Genomic DNA, 18,026 nt, shown 5'->3' with positions numbered 1-18,026 from the left:
CGTCTTACGCTTTGCACCATATTCGGCGTTTGGCCGGGTGTGGTGCATTTTTTTATTGGGTGCGATTTGAGAGCCGCATGAGATTCCGGTTTGAGATGGATGCGAAAGATTACGGGAAATGTACACACATTTGTTCGCGCTTATGCCAAAAGCATTCTCCAAAGCTTGAAATATGACTCCGCGGCCAAGGACTCGAAAGCGGCGAGACGCCCATAGAGGCCATGATACGTCAGACCCGGGAAGAATCGGGGGCTCGCAACCATGAAAGAATACGGGTATGTCCACCGCATTCAAAAGCGCGATTTGGATGAGACGGAGCGCTCATTCTGATTCTCTTTGCCAAGCAAAGGAATGTGTGGCCGCGCAGGCGCTGGATGAGTGTGAACGGAAAGGAACCGATACGCCGGAATTTGTCGACGCCCAAACGGCGATCAGAAAGAATCGCAATGTATCCGAAGTCCATGTTTGAGCGATAAGCAAACGTGCCCAAGCAGGTGATGGCCGAAGGATTTTTGGATGCCTTCCCGTTTGTGCCTTTGCTCCACGCTCCTCCACGCTGACGATTCGCGCCATGCGAAAAGTCAGCGTTTTTTTGTTCCAAAAAGGGCAGCGCTATGCCGGATAAGCCATCGCCCGCTCCGTTTGGATGGACCCTCTCAAACAAAAAACGGCATGACCGAAGTCATGCCGTTTCTCTCTCTTATCCAGAGCATTGTTTATGCAGTCAAAAGGGTGAATGCGGTCCAGCCCACCATGATGGTGCCGCTGACGGTGAAAAAGCAGTAGACGAGCTTTTCCAGCGTTTTCTGGCTGATTTTGTAAAAGATGCGCCCGCCCACCGCAAGGCCCGCGGCCACGAAAATCATTCCCACAAGGTAGTTTTTCAGCGCGTCCAGGGTGATCATGCCGGACACGGCCCGGGTGAGCGTGGTGTTGATGCACAGCACCGCGAACACACAGGAGAGGTTTGTCAAATAGGTGTCCTTGTCGTCAGTGACGGACAACAGATAGCTTGCCACCGGCGGCCCGCCCATGCCGAACAAAGCGTCGGTGACGCCGGCAGCGCAACCGGCCACCACGCTGCGGGGCACGCTGGGTTTGCGTTTTTGCTTTGCGCGGGCCAGGAAATGCACCGCGCTCAACCCCACTAAGAACACACCCAAAGCGCCCCGAAGCACCGTGTCGGACAACACTTTCAGATACCTTGTGGACAGCCAGCAGGTGATGGTGCTGGCCACAAGGGGCCCGGCCACCAGCTTCCAGCGGATGTTGCGCACCCGGCGCAGCGACAAATACAAGGTGATGGACGTTCCCATGAGCCCGCAGGGCACCAGCGCGCCGATGTAGGAAGGCATGAAGTAAGGCAGCACGGACATGACAAGCACCCCGAACCCGAACCCGCACACCGCCTGGGTGACGGCGCCGCAAAACACCGTTACCGCGAATAAAAAGAAGGTCAAAAGGTCCATATTCAGCTCTCCTTGGTTTGACGAAGGTTGCGGGGCAGATGCGCTTTGGACGCATAGCCCACGAAGGCGAATTCGCCGCCGTCGGGCGAAAAGGAGTTCACGTTGAGCGTTCCCTGTCCGCCCAGCAGCCGGGCGACGGTGCGCAGATTTTGTCCGGCGGGGTCCATGAGCTGCAAACGCACCTGTTTTCCCGGGGGATGACTGGCGGGGTCGGCGGGCGGCTCGTCGTAGGACAAAAAGGCAACGGCGGTGCCATCGGGCGAAAAATGGGCGAACCAGTCGTTTTGCCCGCTGCGGCGCACCCGGCGCACGTTTTGGCCGTCCGGGTCCATGCAAAAGAGCTGCATGCGGCCGGTGCGGGTGCTGTTGAACCAGATGCTCTTGCCGTCGGGGGAAAATTCAGGCCCGTCGTTGAAGCCCTCGCCCTTTGTGAGCACGGTCTCGGCGCCGCCAAAGACATCGCACACGCAGATGTCGCCTGCGCCCGGGGCCGTGCGGCCCACGCCGCAGTACACAAGGCTGTGGCCGTCTGGCGAAAAGCCATGGACAAAGGCGTCCCGGTGGGGCAGCGTGCGCAAAACCCGGCCGCCGGCGTCCAGCACAACGATGCGCACGGCGCCGTCGGGGCAAAGGCAGCTCACGGCCAGCAGAGATGCGTCGGGGCTCAGCACGTGGTCGTTGCTGCAAACGCCCACCTCGGCGCCGCAAAGAAGCTGCTCGAGGCCGCTTGGCTCGTCAAAGCGGTAGAGCCGGCCCTCGCTGGTGTACACAAAGGAGCCGTCCGGCGCCCGGTTGGGCGCTTCGATGAGATGGTCAAAGCTGCGCACCGTGCGGCAGGCGCCGGTGGCCACGTTTGCGCAAAAGAGCGTACACAGCGCCCGGTCCATCAGGTCCACCAGGCCGCGCAGGGCGCCTGGCGCGGGATGAGGTCTTTGAGGAAGGCCACGGCCTTTTCCACGCCTTCGTTCACGGACAAAAGGGCGTCCTCGTGCTCGATGCTGACGGTGCCGTCGTACCCTGCAAGGCGAAGCTGGGCCAGCATGTGTTTCCAGGTGTCGGCGCCGTGGCCGTAGCCCACGGTGCAGAAGCTCCAGGCCCGGTCGCCCAGCCGGTCGTAGGGAGTGGTGTCCAGCGCGCCGCTGGCTTTTGTCTTTTCCTCGATGCGGCAGTCCTTGGCGTGGACGTAGTGGATGGCCGGGCCCAGCCTGCGGATGGCGGCGGGGCCGTCCATGCCCTGCCAGAACAGATGGCTTGGGTCAAAGTTCGCGCCGATGACGTCTCCGGCACCTGCCCTCAAACGCAGCAAAGTGTCGGGACTGTACACGCTGAAGCCCGGGTGCATCTCGATGGCGATTTTGACCCCGGCGGCACGGGCCATCTCTGCGGCCCGCGTCCAGTAAGGAAGCAGACACTCGTTCCACTGGTAGTCCAGCATGCGGCCGAACTCGGTGGGCCAGGCACAGGTGATCCAGTTGGGGCTTGTGTCCCCGGGCGCGCCGCCCGGGCAGCCGGAAAAGCAGACCACCGTGTCCACGCCCAGAAGCTGGGCGGCCTGCAGCGTGTCGGTGTAGACTTGGTGAGCCTGCCGTGCGATGTCCGGGTCCGGGTGGACGGGGTTTGCATGGCAGCTCAGCGCCGCGATGGTCATGCCGTGGCCTTCTACAAGAGCCCGCAGCTCCCTTGCCTTTTCGGGGTGCTGGATGAGCGCGCGCACATCGCAGTGAGCGGGGTTTGTGTAACCGCCGGTGCCCAGTTCCACGGCCTCTACGCCCAAGGGCGCCAGGTAGTCAAGCGCCTTTTCCAGCGGCATGCCGGAAAAGGGCACGGTGAGGATTCCCAGTTTCATAACGATTCCCTCCTAAAAAATGATGGGCGGTTCAGTCTCCCGATTCGCCGAACCGCCGGCAGGCCTCGATGAAGCCGCTGAGCAGCGGGAACATGGGCTTGTCTTTGTGATAGACCACATCGAAACTGCGCAGGCCGGAAAAGCCTTGCAGTCCGCACACCCAGAGCTGGCCTGACTCGACCTCATTGCGGATGAGCCGCTGGGACAGCAAGCTGACGCCCTCGCCGGCCATGACCGCGTTTTTGATGGCCTCGGTGTTGTAGCAGGTCCATTTGATGCTGCCGTGGATGTGCCGCCGGTTCAAAAGTTCTTCGAGCTGGGCGCGGGTGCCGCTGCCCTGCTCGCGCACGATGAGCGCCTGGCCTTTCAGTTCCTCCACCTGCACTTCCTCCCGGCCGAAAAAGGGGTGGCCCGGCCCGCAGATGAGCACCAGCCGGTCCGGGATGGCCCGCGTCACATGGAGCAGCGGGCTTGTGACGCGGCCCTCGACGAGAGCCGCGTCCAGTTCGCCGTTGAGCAGTTTTTCTTCCAGCAGATGGGTGTTGGCCACGAAGATGCGCACGTCGGCGTTTTCCTGACGGCGCACTTTGGCCGCGATGGGCCCGATGACGCAGGTGCCCACGGTGATGGTGGCGCCGATGCGCAGACAGCGTATCTCGCCCGCGGCCTCAAGATACCGGCGCATGTCCTTGTCCAGGGTCAAAAACCGCTTTGCGTAGCTCAAAAAGCCCTGGCCCACGGCCGTCAGATACAGTTTGCGGGACAGCCGTTCAAACAGGCGCACCTGGTACTCGTTTTCGATTTCGGCGATGGCCTGGCTGACCGAGGACTGGGAGATGTACAGCTCCTTTGCCACTTGGTTCATTTTGCCGCACTCGGCCACGCGCACGAAGATCTCCACGTGCCGGATGGTCATGACCGGTCAGCAGGTGGCGCCGCCCACCAGATGGAGCGGTGCGTCCAAAATCTGCTGTTTGCGCTCCAACACTTCGTCCGACAAAATCTGGCGGATGAAGTTCTCCGTGCCGATGCGCTCCACCATAGCGCCCATGCGCTCGCCGGTCTTGCCCTGCTCGCGGTACACAAGAAGGGTCTTTTCCAGAATGCGCATCACTTCGCTCTCGGTGTATACGCCGGGCACTTCGTCGCCCGGGCGGGGATGTTTGCCCCACTTGCCGCCGATGGTGATTTTATACCCCACGGCCTTTTCTTCCACGCAGTCAAAGGGGCACATGTTCACGCACTTGCCGCAGTTGTTGCACTTGTCTGTGTCGAGCACGGTCGTCCCGCCCTCGCGCGCAAAGGCCTGCATGGGGCACACTTCCATGGGCGCGCAGCGCTTGCAGCCGTTGCACATATCCTCGTCAAACGCAGGCACCTTTTGGGCGATGAGGCCGAACTCGTTGAGCTGGGGCTTCACGCAGGCGTTGGGGCACGCGCTGATGCCGATTTTGAATTTGTGCGGCAGTTTTACGTCGTACCAGCCCTTGTAAAAGACCTCGTGGATTTTTTCGGCCAGCGTGAACGTGTCCTGCAAACCGTGCACGCACACGCTGCCTTTGCAGCACACAATGGGCCGCCCCCGGCTGCCGGTGCCGCCGGTGGAAAGGCCCGCTTTGGCGATGTACTGCGCAAAATCCTCCACGTCCTTATAATCGATGCCCGGCACCTCCACGGTGAGCCGGGTGGTAAAATAGAGCTGGCCCGTGCCGTACTGGCGCGCCGCACAGCACAGCGTCTGTGTCTGGTCAGCGGTGAGCTTGCCGTTCACAGTGATGATGCGCGCCGAGCAGTTTCCGTCCGTCGTGGGCAGAAAGCCCCTGTTTTTCAAAGCCTTTTTTTCCTCTGGTGTCATGGGCGTCATACATTTCCCAACCTTTCTATTCGTCGATGCGGTTAAATACAAGCCCGCCTTCCAGCACCACGGTGTCGGTGTAGCCGTAGCGGCGCAGCTTGTTTTGGGCAAGATAGCCCTGTTTTCCCTTTTCGCACACCAGGGCGATGGGCCGGCTTTTTTCCACGCCGTCCAAGGCGCCGTGGATGGTGCGCACAGGCACGCTGGTGTACTGGGGGATGTGGGCGGTCTTCATCACGTCCAAAAACAACGTGTCCGGGGGCAGATGGCGGAAATCGTCCATGTTCACGCCGGTCATTTTTCCCTCGACCTTGTTCAAAAGCACATTGACCGCCTGGGTCAGCGGGTGGATGGCTGTGGAGAAAGGCGGCGCATAGCTCAGGTCCATGCACTGCATGCTCTCCAGGGTGGCGCCGTGGCACAGGCACGCCACGGCCACGTCCGCGATTTTGTCCACGGGCCCGGGCCCTGCGGCCTGCACGCCCAAAAGACGGTGGGTGGCCCGGTCGGCCACGGCCCGGATGGTCAGCACCCCGGCCCCCGGATAATAGGGCACCCGGTCGTCCACGGACACGGTGGCGGCCACGGCGTCAAAGCCGGCGGCCTTGGCGTCGGCCAGACACAGGCCTGTCTTGGACACGTTGACCCCGCAGGTCTTGAGCAGCGTGGTGCCCAACACACCCGGATACGCCGCGGTTTGGCCTGCAATGACCTTTGCACAGACCCGCCCCGTGATGGCGGCCACCGAGCCCAGCGGCGCCCACTGGCGCTGGCCTGTGAGCCGGTTTGTGACGGCGGCGCAGTCGCCCACCGCATAGATGTCCGGGTCGCTGGTGGTCATGTACTCGTCCACCACCAAAGCGCCCCCGGGCGTCATGGCAAGGCCCGTGTCTTTCAAAAATTCGGTGTTGGGCCGCACGCCCGCGGCAAAAATCACCGCGTCCGCCCGGATGCGGCGGTTCTGGGTGCGGACCATCTCCACCTTTCCCTCGCCCTCGATGGACGTGACGGTCTGACCCGTGAACACCGGCACGCCGTTTTCCATCAGGCAGTCCTCCACGTGGGCGGCAAAATCCGAGTCAAACCCGGGAAGGATCTGGCTTGCGGCGTCCAGCACCACGCTGCGCACGCCTTTTTCTTTAAGGCAGCTTGCAAGCTCGAGACCCACGGGCCCGCCGCCCAGAATCACGGCCCGGCGCATGCCCTTGTCCACGGCCTCGCGCAGCACTTGGGCGTCGGCGGGGGTGCGCAGATGGAACACGCCGGGCAGCTCGGCCCCTTGTACCGGCACGCGGGACGGGGACGCCCCCACCGCCAGCACCAGCTTGTCGTAAGAAAGGGTCTCGGTGCGGCCGGTCTTGACATCTTTTATCTGCACGGTGTGCCCGGCACGGTCCACGGCCGTGAGCTCGGTCTCGCAGCGAAGCTGCGTGCCCGTGACCTCGGCAAATTCTTCGGGCGTGTTCAGGTACAGAGAGGCGATGTCCTTGACCACGCCCTCCACGTAATAGGGCAGCCCGCAGCCGGAATAAGAGATCTCGTTTCGTCTTTCCAGCAAAATCACCTGGCACTCGTCGCCCAGCTCCCGTTTGAGCTTGGCCGCCACCTTGGTGCCGGCGGCCACTGCCCCCACGATCACAACGGTCATATGTGTTCTGGCTCCTTTCTCTTTGCGCCCGCGCGCTCGCTTAACATGCGCGCGAGCTCTTCCCAGCAAAGGCCGTCCAAATTGTTGCGGACGACCGTAGATTTTTCGTAAAATTGGGCATCGCCCACTCCCAGCACGTCCATGCCGGCGAAAAGCGCCGCGTCCACGCCGGCCCGGGCGTCCTCCACCACCAGGCACTGTGCGGGCAAAAGGCCCAGGGCCGCGGCGGCTTTTTGATACACTTCGGGGTCCGGCTTGCTGCGCTGGATGTGGTTGCCGGTGACGATGGCGTCGAACCAACCGGTCAGGCCCGTCTTTTCCAGAATGGTGTCCGCGTTGCGGCTGGAAGAGCCCACGGCAAGCCGGATGCCCGCCGCGCGCAGCGATTGCAAAAACGCTGTGACGCCCGGCAGCACGTCGGCAGGGCTGAGCGCGCGGATGAGCTGCTGGTAGCGCTGATTTTTTTGGGCGGCCAACTCCTGTTTGCGCTGGGGGGTGTAGGCCCCGGCCCGGTCGCCCAACAGCAACTCCAGGCTCTCCATGCGGCTGACGCCCCGCAGCCGGTCGTTGTCTTTTTGGGAAAAGGGCACGTTCTCCTGGCGGGCGATCTCGCTCCAGGCGGCAAAGTGCTGGGCATCGGTGGATACCAGCACGCCGTCCAGATCAAAGATGACCGCGCGCACCTGCCCGCTCACAGGTGGGTGTCCCAGCGGTCGCAGAAGGGGTCCACCGGGCTTGTGCCGAGGAAGGGCGAACGGCCCATGAGCTTATCGACCAGAGCGTCGATGACTTCCTCGTTGGGTGTGTAGGCGTTGATGAAGGTCTGCATCCGGGGCGCGTCCAAAAGGTGATACGGATTTGCCACGGACACGAACACGTTGGGCACTTCCTTGAGGAATTTGGGCCCGTTGAGCTCGTTGGGCACGGCCCAGTCCAGGCGCACGATGGTCTTGTTGCTGTACGTACCCTCGTTTGCGTAGTAGAGCACAAGGTCGGTGTCGCCAATGGTCACGTCGTTTGGCTCAAAGATGTGCTGGCTCATCTGTTTTGCGTCGAACAGGGTGACTTGGAAGCCCTCCTGTTCCAGCCGGGCTTTGAACCGGCCGGCCAGCAGAAGGCCGCCGGCGTGGTTGCCGGATTTTGCGTGTTCGCCCAGCACATGGAGCTGGATGCGCGGATATTTTTCCACGGTCAGGGGCAAAACGTCCGGGGCTTTGTCCTTGACAAGGGTGATGGCCTCGTTTGCGCACTGAGCGGCCCAGTCGCGGTGCTCCTGGCAGCCCAGCACGCTCAAAGCCTCGGGGCCGGGCACAAGGGTGTGGTCCTTTTGTTTTTTGTGAAGGCCCAGCGACGCCTTGAGCGCCAGAATGCGCGTGACAGCCTCGTCCACCCGCTCGCGGGTGAGCACGCCGTCCTCGATGCCCTGCATCATGTACGCAAAGTCCTGCTCAATGCCCAAATCGAACAGGAACATGTCGCAGCCGGCGGCGATGCAGTAAGGCACGGCCTTTTCCCGGGGCATGGACATCAAAAAGCCGGTCATGCGGGTGGAGTCGGAGACGATGACGCCGTTGAAGCCCAGCTTTTTGCGCAAAAGTCCCTGCAAAAGTTCCGGGGACAGAGAGGCCGGGGCCATGTCCTCGTCCCGCAGATCCGGGTTCAGCGCCCGCTGGTAGGCAGGCTGGAGAATGTGGCCGATCATCACGGTCTGGGCGCCCTCGTCGATGAGGGTCTTGTAGATTTTGCCGTAGCTTTCGTCCCACTCCTCCACGGACAGATCGTTGACGGAGGGGTGCATATGCTGGTCGCGCTCGTCGGCGCCGTCGCCGGGGAAGTGCTTGATGGACACGGCCATGCCGCACTCCTCTATGCCGCGGATGTACGCACGGGCCATGTTCAGCACGCGGTCGGCATCGCTGCCGTAGGTGCGGGTGTTGGTGATGGGGTTGCGCCAGTTGCGATCGATGTCCACCACCGGTGCAAAAGACCAGTTGACGCCCACGGCGCCGCCCTCGCGGCCGCAGCACAGGCCCAGCCGGTAGGCGTTTTCCGTGTTGTCGGTGGCGGCCACCTCCATTTGGGTGCCGAAGATGGTGCCCTCGGCGGCGATGCCGCGCCCGCCCATCTCCAGATTGGCGGCCACCAGCAGAGGGATGGCCGAGCGCTGCTGCAAAAAGCGGTGCGCGCGCTGGACGTCGGCGGCGGGGGTGGTGCGGTACATGATGCCGCACGGTTCGATGGCATCGAAGATTTTTGCCAGTTCTTTTTCGTCTACGGTCTCGCCGATGGGGCAGAACAACTGGCCCACTTTTTGTTTGAGGCTCATGCCCTGCAGCGTTTCGGTGACCCAGCGCACGTCCTCGTCGGACAGATAAAACGGCTTTGCCTTGATATCAATCATTGTGATCCTTCTTTCTGTTGGGGCTTGGCTCAAATTTCGGGAATTTCCACTTGCACTTCCCGCCCCAGCTCAGCGGAGCGCTGGATGGCGTCCACGATGGCCTGGTTGTACAGCATCTCGCGGGAAGGTACGGGCGCCGGGCTGCCGCTTTTGACAGCGTTCAAAAAGGCGCGTATCTTTTTGTAGAACAATTCGCCGGTGTCCTCTTCCTCGTAGGGCAGCACGGTCTGCACCTGCTGGCCGCCCACCTGATGGTAGACCACCAGCGGTCCGCCCACGGAGCCGTTCCAGCACTCGGTGGAGGGGATGCGCAGGCCGCCCTTGGTGCCCAGGATGAGCGCGTCGCCCAAAGTGTCCATGTTCATGGCCCAGGCGATGCGGAAGTCCAGCACGATGTCGCCGGACAGGCGGATGAAGGCGGCGGCGAAGTCGTCCACGCCGAACAGCTTTGCGTATTCCGGGTGCGCGGGATAGCTGTCCGGGCGGGTGCCGAAGAAGGCGGACTTGTAGCCGGTGACGGTCAAGGGTTTGGGATAGCCCAGAGCGTTGAGCAGCATGTCCAGCGAGTAGCAGCCGATGTCGCCCATGGCGCCCACGCCGGCGGTGTCTTTTTCAATGAAGCTGGTGCCGAAGGGCGTGGGGATGCCGCGGCGGCGCCCGCCGCCGGACTGGACGTAGTACACTTTGCCCAGTTCGCCCGACTGGACGATTTCTTTCACGGTCTGCATGGCCTTGCTCATGCGGGGCTGCACGCCGATGGACAAAAGTTTTCCGCTCTCTTTTTCGGCGCGGCACATGGCCTGCGCGTCCGCGAGGGTGGCGCTGATGGGCTTTTCGCACAACACGTGCACGCCCCGGCGCAGCGCGTCGATGGTGCACACCGCGTGGGCGGTGTTGTAGGTGCACACGCTGACGACGTCCAGATGTTCTGTGTCCAGCATCTGCACGTGGTCGGTGTAGCAGTGCACGCCCTCCACGCCCATTTTTTCAAAGAACCGGGCCGCTTTGCCTTCCTCAAGGTCGGCGGCGGCCACGATTTGGGCGTCCGGGCAGCGCAAAAGCGACTCCACGTGCGCCTCGGCGATCCAGCCTGTGCCGATGATGCCCACCCGCAGCTTGCGCTGGGGGTCCACCACCGCGTCCTCATCGGGCCGGATGGTTTTGAAACGGTCCAAAATCGCAGAACCCATGGTTTATCCTCCTTTTTCGTCGTTCAAAGGCGTTTCGATGTACCTGGCCATCATTTTCTGGTGCTGGCGCACCAGTTCCACATTGTCGATGGACCAGTCCGGCATATCGTGGTAAATGCGGCTTCCCTCGTACTCGGTGCACACCCAGCCGGACCAGCCGTTCTCTTTCAGCACACGGAAAATGGTGGCGTTGTCCACACTGGGGTCTTGGCCGTTTTGCATATCGAACACCTTTGCGTGGATGTGCACCACGTAAGGCAGATACTTTGCCAGCAGCTTTGGGTCGCACCAGGTGTAGCCGTAGACCTGGTCCAGCCAGGCGCGGTCCTGGTCGTTGCACAAAAAGCCCTCCAGCCGCCGCTCGGTCTCGGCCCGGGACATCCGGTCGGCGTAGCACTGGCTGATGAGAGAGACGATTTGAGGATGCGCGCCCAGGCGCACGGCTTTTTCCGCATGGGCGGGCACGGGGCGGGCCATGAAGATGCCGAAGTCCGGGATGAGCCCGAAATGCTTTGTGCCCGTGCGGCGGATGAACTCCACGTACTGGTCCACCCAGTCGGTGCCAAGGCGGAAGGGCGGATGGATCTCAAGGCCCAAAATCACGTTGTTCTCCTGGGCACAGGGCAGTGATTTTTCAATGATGGACAGCGGGATGGTGTACACCACCCGCAGCACGGGGAAGCCCAGCCGGGCCGCCAGGCGGATGTTGGTCTCCATGATCTCCACGGCCTTTTCCTCGCTGATGTCCTGGCCTTCCACGATTTGGCCGTCCATGAACATGTCGTAGCACACGGGTTTTGTGCCGTAAACGTCCATGAGATAGAACCAGTAGTCCACCCAGCTCTGGGGCGGGTTGGGAAACTGGGGGATGATGGCTTCGCTGATGATCTCGATGCCGTCGCCGCCCATGTCGGCCACGGCGCGCACGCAGCTCTCCAGGTTCATCTTGCCCAGATAACATTCGTCCTGAAAACTGTAAAAGGAAATGCCCCGGCGGATGTTGGCAGGCACGTTCACGCCGCTGGGCCGGCCCAGTTCCAGCTCTTTTTCCCATTGGGCGCAGAAGGGCACGGCCGGGATGTTCATGCCGTTGACAATGCGCAGTTCTTCGTACACGAACACGCGGTGACGCCCGGGCGCAAGGCCGCCGGGCACCAGCACCCGCAGAAGGGCCACTTCGCCGAAGTCCCAGTGGACCCGGTCGTTTCCGCGCATTTGTTCAAAGGTGTACTCGGTGCCTCGCAGCACAAAGCGCAGATTTTCGCGCGGATAGGCGTGTCCGTCCACCCGGATTTTAAAATCCTGGATGACGGCCAGATTCACGCCGCGGTAGTAGCTCACTTTGACGCCGATCTCAAAGCCGATGGTGCGCCCGTCGCGCACCACGTTGCGAAAGGTGTCCTCGCACAGAAAATATTTGTCGAACATGTTGGGCATGGCAGTTTCCTCCTCACCACCACTTGATTAAGTCGGTGACCTGTTCGCGCACCTCGATGAATTCCCGGGAGGTGACGTTGCGGGGCAGCGGCAGCGGATTGTGCATCATGGTCTTGATGCCGGTGGGTTTGTTGGTCAGCACCAGGATGTCCTCGCTGATGTAGACGGCCTCTTCGATGTTGTGGGTGATGAAAATGATGGTGGTGCCCAGCTTTTTCCAGATGTTCAGCAGTTCGTCCTCCAACTTGAAGCGCAGTTCGATGTCCAGTTGGCCGTAGGGCTCGTCCATCAAAAGAAGATCTGGGTTTGTGACGAAGGCGCGGGCGATGACCACGCGCTGGAGCATGCTGGCGGAGAGCTGATTGGGATAGTAGTTGCGGAATTTTTCAAGACCCACCAGTTTGATGACCTCGTCCACGCTTTGGCGCGCCTTGTCCTTGGGGACTTTTTTGATGTCCAGCCCGAAGGAGATGTTCTGCTCCACGGTCAGCCAGGGCATGGAGGAGTACTCCTGAAAGATGTACGAGACGTTGTGCTTTTTCAAGTCCACCGGCTCGCCGTCCAGCAAAATTTCGCCCGAGGTGGGCTCGTAGAGCTTGGTCAGGCAGTTGAGAAAGGTGGTCTTGCCGCAGCCGGTGGGGCCCACCACGCACAAAAACTGGCCCTTTTTCACTTCAAAGGACACATCGTTCAAAACCAGAAGGTCGCCGAACTTTTTGGTCAGGTTCTGCACCTTTACTTTTACGTCGCTCATGTTGTCCTCCCTGCTCACAAAGTTTTGTCCACAACGCTCTGGATCTCCGAGCGCAGGCGCAGGAACTTCTCATCGGTGTAGTTGCGCGGACGGGGCAGATCGATGACGAACTCCTGTTTGACGCGGGTGGGGCAGTTGGTGAGCACGATCACCCGGTCGGCCAGATACACGGATTCCTCGATGTTGTTTGTGACGAACACAACGGTGCGTTTTTCTTTTTCCCAGATGCGGATGATCTCCTCCTGCATGAGGTAGCGGGTCTGGGCGTCCAGGTGGCCGAAGGGCTCGTCCATGAAGAGCACGGCGGGCTCGTTGCAGTAGGCCCGGGCAATGCCCACGCGCTGCTGCATGCCGCCGGACAACTGGTTGGGGTAGGCGTCCTCAAAGCCGGACAGGCCCACAAGATCGATGTAGTACTTGGCTTTTTCCCGGCGCTCTTTTTTGGACATGCCGCGGGCACGGGGGCCATACTCCACGTTTTTCATGACCGTGTACCAGGGGAACAGGGCGGTGGTCTGGTAGACAAAGCCGCGGTCGGGGCCGGGTTTCGTGACCACGTTGCCGCCCACGGTGACGGTGCCGGAGCTGGCGGGTTCCAGGCCGGACATGACGTTCAAAACAGTGGTTTTGCCGCACTGGCCGGGCCCAAACAAAACCAGGAACTCGTTTTCCTTGGCGGTGATGTTCAATTCGTCGATCACGCGGGTCTCGGTGTCCTTGGTGTAGAAGGTCTTGCTCACGTGATCGCACACGATCATATCGTTTAATTTCCTCTGGCTGTCCATCGACATAGTTTAGCCTCCACTCCTCTCAGCGATGATGCAAGGACAAATCCCACGAAGCCAATGGCGAGAATGCCCACCAGCTCCTGGAGAAGATCGTTGTTGTCCATGCCGCGGATGATGATCCAGCCCACGCCGTTGGTGGAGCGGATCATTTCAGAACCAATGGCCATGGCCCAGGCGGCGTTGAGGCCCAGTTGCAGACCGGAGAACACGTAGGGCACGGCATTGGGCAGCACAACGGTCAAAAAGATGTGCCGGTCGTTGGCGCCCAGCATCCGGGCCGCGCCGATGAGCGTCGGGTCTGCGGATTTGGCGCCGGCGTACACGTTCTGCAAGATGGACAGAAAGGACGCCAAAAAGCTCAGAAAATATTTGGAGCCATCGTTGATGCCGAACCACAAAATGGCCAGCGGGATCCATGCCACAGGCGGGATGGGTCGGATGAGGTTGAACAGCGGGCTGACGATGGCGTCCACGGTCTTGTAGGTGGCCATGAGGATGCCCAGCGCGATGGCGGCCACGGCGGCGGCGAAGTAGCCGATCATGACGCGGCGCAAGCTGGCGAGCACGTGCACGGGCAGTACATACTGGCCGTATTTTTCGGTAAAGTGTGCGAAAAAGCTGGCCAGGGTGTCGATGGGGCCGGGCATGACCTTGCCCACCGAGGTGAAGTGGACGACGGCGGCCCACAGAAGGCCGAAGATGAAGAACGAGAGCACCGTGGCCAAAAATTTGGTCAGGAGCTTGTTGTGAATCCATTTATTGATCATAGTTTCTCCCCTTTACAACCATGCGCTCGATGACGCCCAAAAGCGCGTTCAAAAGTGAGCCCAAAAAGCCGATCATCACCATGCCGACGATGATGATGTCGGGGCGGTAAATGCCGCGGCACTGCTGGATCATGTAGCCAAGGCCGCTGGAAGAGGCCACCATCTCGGCGGCTACGATGGTCATCCAGCAGGCGCCCAAAGACACGCGCACACCGGTCATGATGTAAGGCAGCGCGGTGGGAATGGCCACCCGGAACAGCATCTGCCAGCGGCTGGCGCCGAAGGTGCGGGCCACCCACAGGTGCACTTCCCTTGTCTGCTTGATGCCGGCGTAGGCGTTGAGCACACAGGGGATCATGCCGGAGATGAACACGGTGACCGCTTTGGAAGTCAGGCCGATGCCCAATAAAACGATCATCATAGGCGCCCAGGCAAGGCCCGGGATGGCTTTGACAAAGTCGAACACCGGTCTTGCCAGCATATCCACGGGTTTGTACCAGGCCATCAGGATGCCCAAAGGCACGCCGATGACGATGCTCAAAAAGTATCCGTACAACGCGATGCGCAAGCTGGAGTACATGTGCTGCATCAGGGTGGCGCCGTCGGGCGCCTTGTTGGTGAACTTATAAAAGAAGGTCTGGACCACGCTCACCGGGTCGGGCAGGCTTGTGGGCTCCACCAGCCCCAGCACCTTGGTGCACAAATACCACACGCCCAGAAACACCAAAACAGACAGGCAGGAAATGATGAAATACTTCCTGCTCTTCACTTTTTTCAACGAAAAACCCTCCTATCTCAAGAAGTGCAGAACCAAGCGCACGGCCCTCGTTCTGCACTTCTTAAAATCTTAAATCATGCTTTCGGGTCAGCCCTCAAAGGCTTTTACTTCAAATCCCAGCGCCTCGCTCACAAGAGAGGTGTCGATGTTGGCCAGAATGTTGGGCAGATCCGCCTCGGGGATGGTGCCGGTGCTCACATAGAACTCACCCACGGCGTAGAAGCCGTCGCCCATGCGCTTTGTGTCGATGAGGGTGTTCTGCTCCAGCTCATAGTCCAAATACTCCGGCTGGGTATCCTTGCCCACCGCGGTGTAGAAGTCGGTGATGGCAGTTTTGCGCAGCTCGGGGTCGGCCTGCATTTCGTCCACCACGCCGTGGATGACCTTCAAAAAGATTTTGACTTCCTCACGGCGGTTTTCAATGGCTTCAGGCGTGAACATGACCGGGTCTTTGATCTCGATGTCGGTGGCGTCCTTTACGTCCGCGACGATGGTGCAGTCGTTGTCGTTGACCAAATCGTAGATGTAGGGCATTTTGGTGGAGATGGCGTCGCCTTCACCGGCCACGAATGCCTGGTAGGAAGAGGCCACTTCCATATTTACAAAGGAGATGTCGTTCTCGGTGAGACCGAACTGAGAGATGTACTTGCTGACGTAGAACTGCTGGGCCTGACCGACCTGGCAGATGAAGCTCTTGCCGCGCAGAGTCTCGGCGGAACCGTACATGTCCGGTTTGCCCTCGATCTCGCCTTTGGCGGTGAGGATGTCGCTGTCGTTGCGCACGACGATGCCGTCGGCGTTGACGCTGTCCAGTTCGGACAAAAGCACGAGCTGGTTGGAAGACAGGGCGTACACGCTGCCCAAGCCGCCGATGCAGCCGTCCAATTCGCCGGCGCCCACGGCCTCGTTGATGGCCACCGCGCCGTCAAACAGGAACATCTCTACGTTGATGCCCGCGTCCTCGAACAGGCCGTTGTCCAGTGCGTACTGCAAATAAACACCCATCTGTGCGGTGATGGTGGCCACGCGCAGCGGTTCTTTGTCCAGATAATTGTCGGGCTGGGCCTCGCTGGCCGCAGTGCCGGAACCGGTGGATGTGGCCTGAGACGCTGTGGAAGATGCGTCGGAGCCGCACGCGGTCAAACAGACCGCCATCATCAAAGCTGCCATCATCAAAGAAAGGAACTTTTTCATTGTTTTTCCTCCATCATTGTTTGGTACTTTTTTAAATGAATAAATAAACTCGGGATAAAAAATGCTGCCTTTTTCCTCCTTCTATTTTTGAGAATACCCTTGTTTTTGCGCGCAAACAGTTGTTTCCCTTGACAAATTGTACAATTATATGACAAAAGAAACGATTTTTTTATTTGAAACAATCATAGCATTGTTTGCACCATAAGTAAAATAGAAATCTCTTTATCGATGTGTTTAGTATTTGCTTAACTATGGAAAGGGGCGGTTTTGCCCGAAAAAACGGGGTCAAAAACCGCCTGAAAAACGCTCGTTTATTAAATCAATAAATTATTTATCTATAATACTAGCCTTTTTTTAAAGAAAAGCAACATTTTTCGCGCAATTTCGTAACAAGGCCCAAACCATACGCTGTTTTTTGTACGTATTCCATAAAATCACCACTTTTGGAGCAGCCGGTCGATGCACAGAGAGGCCGCGCCCACCACACCGGCGTCCTGGCGCAGCGAGGACAGCACAATGTGGGTGCCCTGCATGCAGTCCTCCATGGACAGGGCGGTGGCGGACTGGACCATGGACTCGCGGATGTACTCGCCCAGCACGGACATGTTGCCGCCCAGCACCACCATCTGGGGGTTGAGCAGGTTGACGATGTAGGATACGGCGATGCCCAAATTCTGGCCCACCTGGCGCAAAATGTCCAAAACGCATTTGTCCTGGGCGCGGGCGGCGGCGACCAGGCTGGCAAAGTCCAGGCGGTCGAGCTGACCGTCCAGCATTTCGCACAAAATGCTGGGCACGCCGGCCTGGATGGCTTGAGACACGTCCCGCAGAACGTTGTACTCGGCGGCCACGGTGTCCAAACAGCCGTACTTGCCGCACACGCAGCGGCGGCCGTTCTCCTGTACGCGGATGTGACCGATCTCACCGGCGGCAAAGCGGCTGCCGCGGTAGATTTTGCCGCCCAGTACGATGCCGGCGCCGATGCCACGGCCCACGCTCAAAAACACGTAGTCCATGACGCCCTTTGCCTGGCCGAAATAGCTCTCGCCCAAGGCCATGGCGTTGGCGTCGTTGTCGATGTACACGGGCAGGTTTTGATTTTCCTGGATGTAGGAGCGCAAAGGCACGTTGCGCCGGGCGATGGAGGGCAGATACACGGATACATCGCTGTTCAAATCCACGATGCCGGGCGCGCCGATGCCGATGCCGTACAGTTTTTCGTCGCATCCGAAGGCCTTGCGCACGGCGCAGATGCACTCCAGCACCCGGGTCTCGAAGGCTTCGTCCTGGCAAAAGGTGCGCTCATCGCACACGACGATTTTGCCGGCCAGATTGACCACAGCGGCGCGCACTTCGTCGCGGTGGATGTCCACGCCGATGAAGAACACTCCGTTTTCGTTGAGCTGCAGCAAGATCGGTTTGCGGCCCCCGCAGGAATCTCCTGCGCCCGCCTCGCACACGAGGCCCTGCGCCATAAGGGTGTGGATGTTGTTTGTGACGGTGGCGGGCGTCAGGCCCAAAATTTTTGCGATTTCGGCGCGGGATACAGCGCCCCGCTCCTGAATGACCCGCAAAATCGAGGACTCGTTGATCCGTTTGATAAGTTTCTTGTCACCAATGGCGTACATTGTTACGCTCCTTCCAAGTAGTGCACGGCGGATGACCGATTGTGTTGATATGAATCTATCATATCACATCCATTGCCCGGTGCAAGCAAAAATTACCAAACGAAGAATGCGCCTGCCCGAAAGCGCACCCTATCAAAAAGAGCGGCCCAAAAGCCGCCCTTTTTAGAAAATTTCTTATTTGTCACAAAAAAATGCCCGGTCCTTTTGGACCGGGCATTTCTGGCTCCCCTTGTTGGACTCGAACCAACGACCTACGGATTAACAGTCCGCC

17 protein-coding genes and 1 pseudogene are annotated in these 18,026 nt (G+C 60.0%); 2 read left to right on the top strand and 16 right to left on the bottom strand.

Annotated elements, in window-relative coordinates; genetic code table 11:
• Nucleotides 1-200: 200 nt before the first annotated feature.
• Together AB5H98_RS04055 and AB5H98_RS04050 are read left to right on the top strand one after the other, a co-directional pair.
• A pseudogene (locus tag AB5H98_RS04055) lies at nt 201-311 on the top strand (hypothetical protein); the annotation flags it as partial.
• Entirely contained in the window at nt 308-469 is a 162-nt protein-coding gene (locus tag AB5H98_RS04050; protein WP_367924636.1) for a hypothetical protein, read from the top strand. The pseudogene AB5H98_RS04055 and the gene AB5H98_RS04050, both read left to right, overlap by 4 nt.
• Nucleotides 470-716: 247 nt before the next feature.
• Here the strand turns inward: AB5H98_RS04050 and AB5H98_RS04045 are convergent, their stop codons facing one another.
• From AB5H98_RS04045 to AB5H98_RS03970, 16 genes are all read right to left on the bottom strand, one after another.
• Complete coding sequence (locus AB5H98_RS04045) at nt 717-1,469, bottom strand: sulfite exporter TauE/SafE family protein (protein ID WP_367924635.1); 753 nt, start codon at nt 1,467-1,469, stop codon at nt 717-719.
• Between the two features lie 2 nt (nt 1,470-1,471).
• The gene (locus AB5H98_RS04040) at nt 1,472-2,356 is read right to left on the bottom strand and encodes a hypothetical protein (RefSeq protein WP_367924634.1); all 885 of its coding nucleotides are present in this window, start codon (nt 2,354-2,356) and stop codon (nt 1,472-1,474) included.
• Nucleotides 2,356-3,315: a sugar phosphate isomerase/epimerase family protein gene (locus AB5H98_RS04035; RefSeq protein WP_367924633.1), complete on the bottom strand. Its 960-nt coding sequence runs from the start codon at nt 3,313-3,315 to the stop codon at nt 2,356-2,358. The genes AB5H98_RS04040 and AB5H98_RS04035 overlap by 1 nt, the downstream gene beginning before the upstream one ends.
• A gap of 31 nt (nt 3,316-3,346) precedes the next feature.
• Nucleotides 3,347-4,231, bottom strand: a complete 885-nt coding sequence (locus AB5H98_RS04030; protein WP_367924632.1) for a LysR family transcriptional regulator — start codon at nt 4,229-4,231, stop codon at nt 3,347-3,349.
• 6 nt (nt 4,232-4,237) lie between these two features.
• Nucleotides 4,238-5,179, bottom strand: a complete 942-nt coding sequence (locus AB5H98_RS04025; RefSeq protein ID WP_367924631.1) for a 4Fe-4S dicluster domain-containing protein — start codon at nt 5,177-5,179, stop codon at nt 4,238-4,240.
• A gap of 16 nt (nt 5,180-5,195) precedes the next feature.
• Nucleotides 5,196-6,818 (bottom strand): FAD-dependent oxidoreductase, encoded by a 1,623-nt coding sequence (locus AB5H98_RS04020; RefSeq protein WP_367924630.1) that lies wholly within the window; start codon nt 6,816-6,818, stop codon nt 5,196-5,198.
• Nucleotides 6,815-7,513, bottom strand: a complete 699-nt coding sequence (gene pgmB, locus AB5H98_RS04015) for a beta-phosphoglucomutase (protein ID WP_367924629.1) — start codon at nt 7,511-7,513, stop codon at nt 6,815-6,817. Before pgmB ends, AB5H98_RS04020 begins: the two co-directional genes overlap by 4 nt.
• The gene (locus AB5H98_RS04010) at nt 7,510-9,219 is read right to left on the bottom strand and encodes a glycoside hydrolase family 3 protein (protein ID WP_367924628.1); all 1,710 of its coding nucleotides are present in this window, start codon (nt 9,217-9,219) and stop codon (nt 7,510-7,512) included. The genes pgmB and AB5H98_RS04010 overlap by 4 nt, the downstream gene beginning before the upstream one ends.
• 29 nt (nt 9,220-9,248) lie before the next feature.
• The gene (locus tag AB5H98_RS04005; protein ID WP_367924627.1) at nt 9,249-10,409 is read right to left on the bottom strand and encodes a Gfo/Idh/MocA family protein; all 1,161 of its coding nucleotides are present in this window, start codon (nt 10,407-10,409) and stop codon (nt 9,249-9,251) included.
• Nucleotides 10,410-10,412: 3 nt separating this feature from the next.
• Nucleotides 10,413-11,837 carry a DUF6379 domain-containing protein gene (locus AB5H98_RS04000; protein ID WP_367924667.1) on the bottom strand — a complete coding sequence of 475 codons (1,425 nt, stop codon included), beginning with the start codon at nt 11,835-11,837 and terminating at the stop codon, nt 10,413-10,415.
• 22 nt (nt 11,838-11,859) lie between these two features.
• The gene (locus AB5H98_RS03995) at nt 11,860-12,600 is read right to left on the bottom strand and encodes an ABC transporter ATP-binding protein (RefSeq protein WP_367924626.1); all 741 of its coding nucleotides are present in this window, start codon (nt 12,598-12,600) and stop codon (nt 11,860-11,862) included.
• Nucleotides 12,601-12,614: 14 nt separating this feature from the next.
• Nucleotides 12,615-13,391, bottom strand: coding sequence for an ABC transporter ATP-binding protein (locus AB5H98_RS03990; protein WP_367924625.1), 777 nt, complete (start codon nt 13,389-13,391; stop codon nt 12,615-12,617).
• Nucleotides 13,364-14,155, bottom strand: coding sequence for an ABC transporter permease (locus tag AB5H98_RS03985; protein WP_367924624.1), 792 nt, complete (start codon nt 14,153-14,155; stop codon nt 13,364-13,366). Before AB5H98_RS03985 ends, AB5H98_RS03990 begins: the two co-directional genes overlap by 28 nt.
• On the bottom strand, nt 14,145-14,924 hold the full coding sequence (locus tag AB5H98_RS03980) for an ABC transporter permease (protein ID WP_367924666.1): 780 nt from the start codon (nt 14,922-14,924) through the stop codon (nt 14,145-14,147). Before AB5H98_RS03980 ends, AB5H98_RS03985 begins: the two co-directional genes overlap by 11 nt.
• Nucleotides 14,925-15,020: 96 nt before the next feature.
• A complete protein-coding gene (locus AB5H98_RS03975; RefSeq protein ID WP_367924623.1) occupies nt 15,021-16,127 on the bottom strand; it encodes an ABC transporter substrate-binding protein in 1,107 nt (368 codons plus the stop codon).
• Between the two features lie 434 nt (nt 16,128-16,561).
• On the bottom strand, nt 16,562-17,755 hold the full coding sequence (locus AB5H98_RS03970) for an ROK family protein (protein ID WP_367924622.1): 1,194 nt from the start codon (nt 17,753-17,755) through the stop codon (nt 16,562-16,564).
• Nucleotides 17,756-18,026 lie beyond the last annotated feature (271 nt).

This window comes from uncultured Ruthenibacterium sp. (genome assembly GCF_963558415.1).
In the GTDB taxonomy this organism is placed as follows: domain Bacteria; phylum Bacillota; class Clostridia; order Oscillospirales; family Ruminococcaceae; genus Ruthenibacterium.
Note: the sequence above shows the minus strand (reverse complement) of the source record. Positions and strands in the feature narration are given on the sequence as shown.

Excerpts from the sequence above, each read along its gene's own strand:
- AB5H98_RS03970 (WP_367924622.1), bottom strand. The coding sequence starts at position 17,755 with ATGTACGCCATTGGTGACAAGAAACTTATCAAACGGATCAACGAGTCC.
- AB5H98_RS04045 (WP_367924635.1), bottom strand. The coding sequence starts at position 1,469 with ATGGACCTTTTGACCTTCTTTTTATTCGCGGTAACGGTGTTTTGCGGC.
- AB5H98_RS03985 (WP_367924624.1), bottom strand. The coding sequence starts at position 14,155 with ATGATCAATAAATGGATTCACAACAAGCTCCTGACCAAATTTTTGGCC.
- AB5H98_RS04025 (WP_367924631.1), bottom strand. The coding sequence starts at position 5,179 with ATGACGCCCATGACACCAGAGGAAAAAAAGGCTTTGAAAAACAGGGGC.
- AB5H98_RS04000 (WP_367924667.1), bottom strand. The coding sequence starts at position 11,837 with ATGTTCGACAAATATTTTCTGTGCGAGGACACCTTTCGCAACGTGGTG.
- AB5H98_RS04010 (WP_367924628.1), bottom strand. The coding sequence starts at position 9,219 with ATGATTGATATCAAGGCAAAGCCGTTTTATCTGTCCGACGAGGACGTG.
- AB5H98_RS04035 (WP_367924633.1), bottom strand. The coding sequence starts at position 3,315 with ATGAAACTGGGAATCCTCACCGTGCCCTTTTCCGGCATGCCGCTGGAA.
- AB5H98_RS04040 (WP_367924634.1), bottom strand. The coding sequence starts at position 2,356 with ATGGACCGGGCGCTGTGTACGCTCTTTTGCGCAAACGTGGCCACCGGC.
- AB5H98_RS03990 (WP_367924625.1), bottom strand. The coding sequence starts at position 13,391 with ATGTCGATGGACAGCCAGAGGAAATTAAACGATATGATCGTGTGCGAT.
- AB5H98_RS03995 (WP_367924626.1), bottom strand. The coding sequence starts at position 12,600 with ATGAGCGACGTAAAAGTAAAGGTGCAGAACCTGACCAAAAAGTTCGGC.
- AB5H98_RS04050 (WP_367924636.1), top strand. The coding sequence starts at position 308 with ATGAGACGGAGCGCTCATTCTGATTCTCTTTGCCAAGCAAAGGAATGT.
- AB5H98_RS04005 (WP_367924627.1), bottom strand. The coding sequence starts at position 10,409 with ATGGGTTCTGCGATTTTGGACCGTTTCAAAACCATCCGGCCCGATGAG.
- AB5H98_RS04030 (WP_367924632.1), bottom strand. The coding sequence starts at position 4,231 with ATGACCATCCGGCACGTGGAGATCTTCGTGCGCGTGGCCGAGTGCGGC.
- AB5H98_RS04020 (WP_367924630.1), bottom strand. The coding sequence starts at position 6,818 with ATGACCGTTGTGATCGTGGGGGCAGTGGCCGCCGGCACCAAGGTGGCG.
- AB5H98_RS03975 (WP_367924623.1), bottom strand. The coding sequence starts at position 16,127 with ATGAAAAAGTTCCTTTCTTTGATGATGGCAGCTTTGATGATGGCGGTC.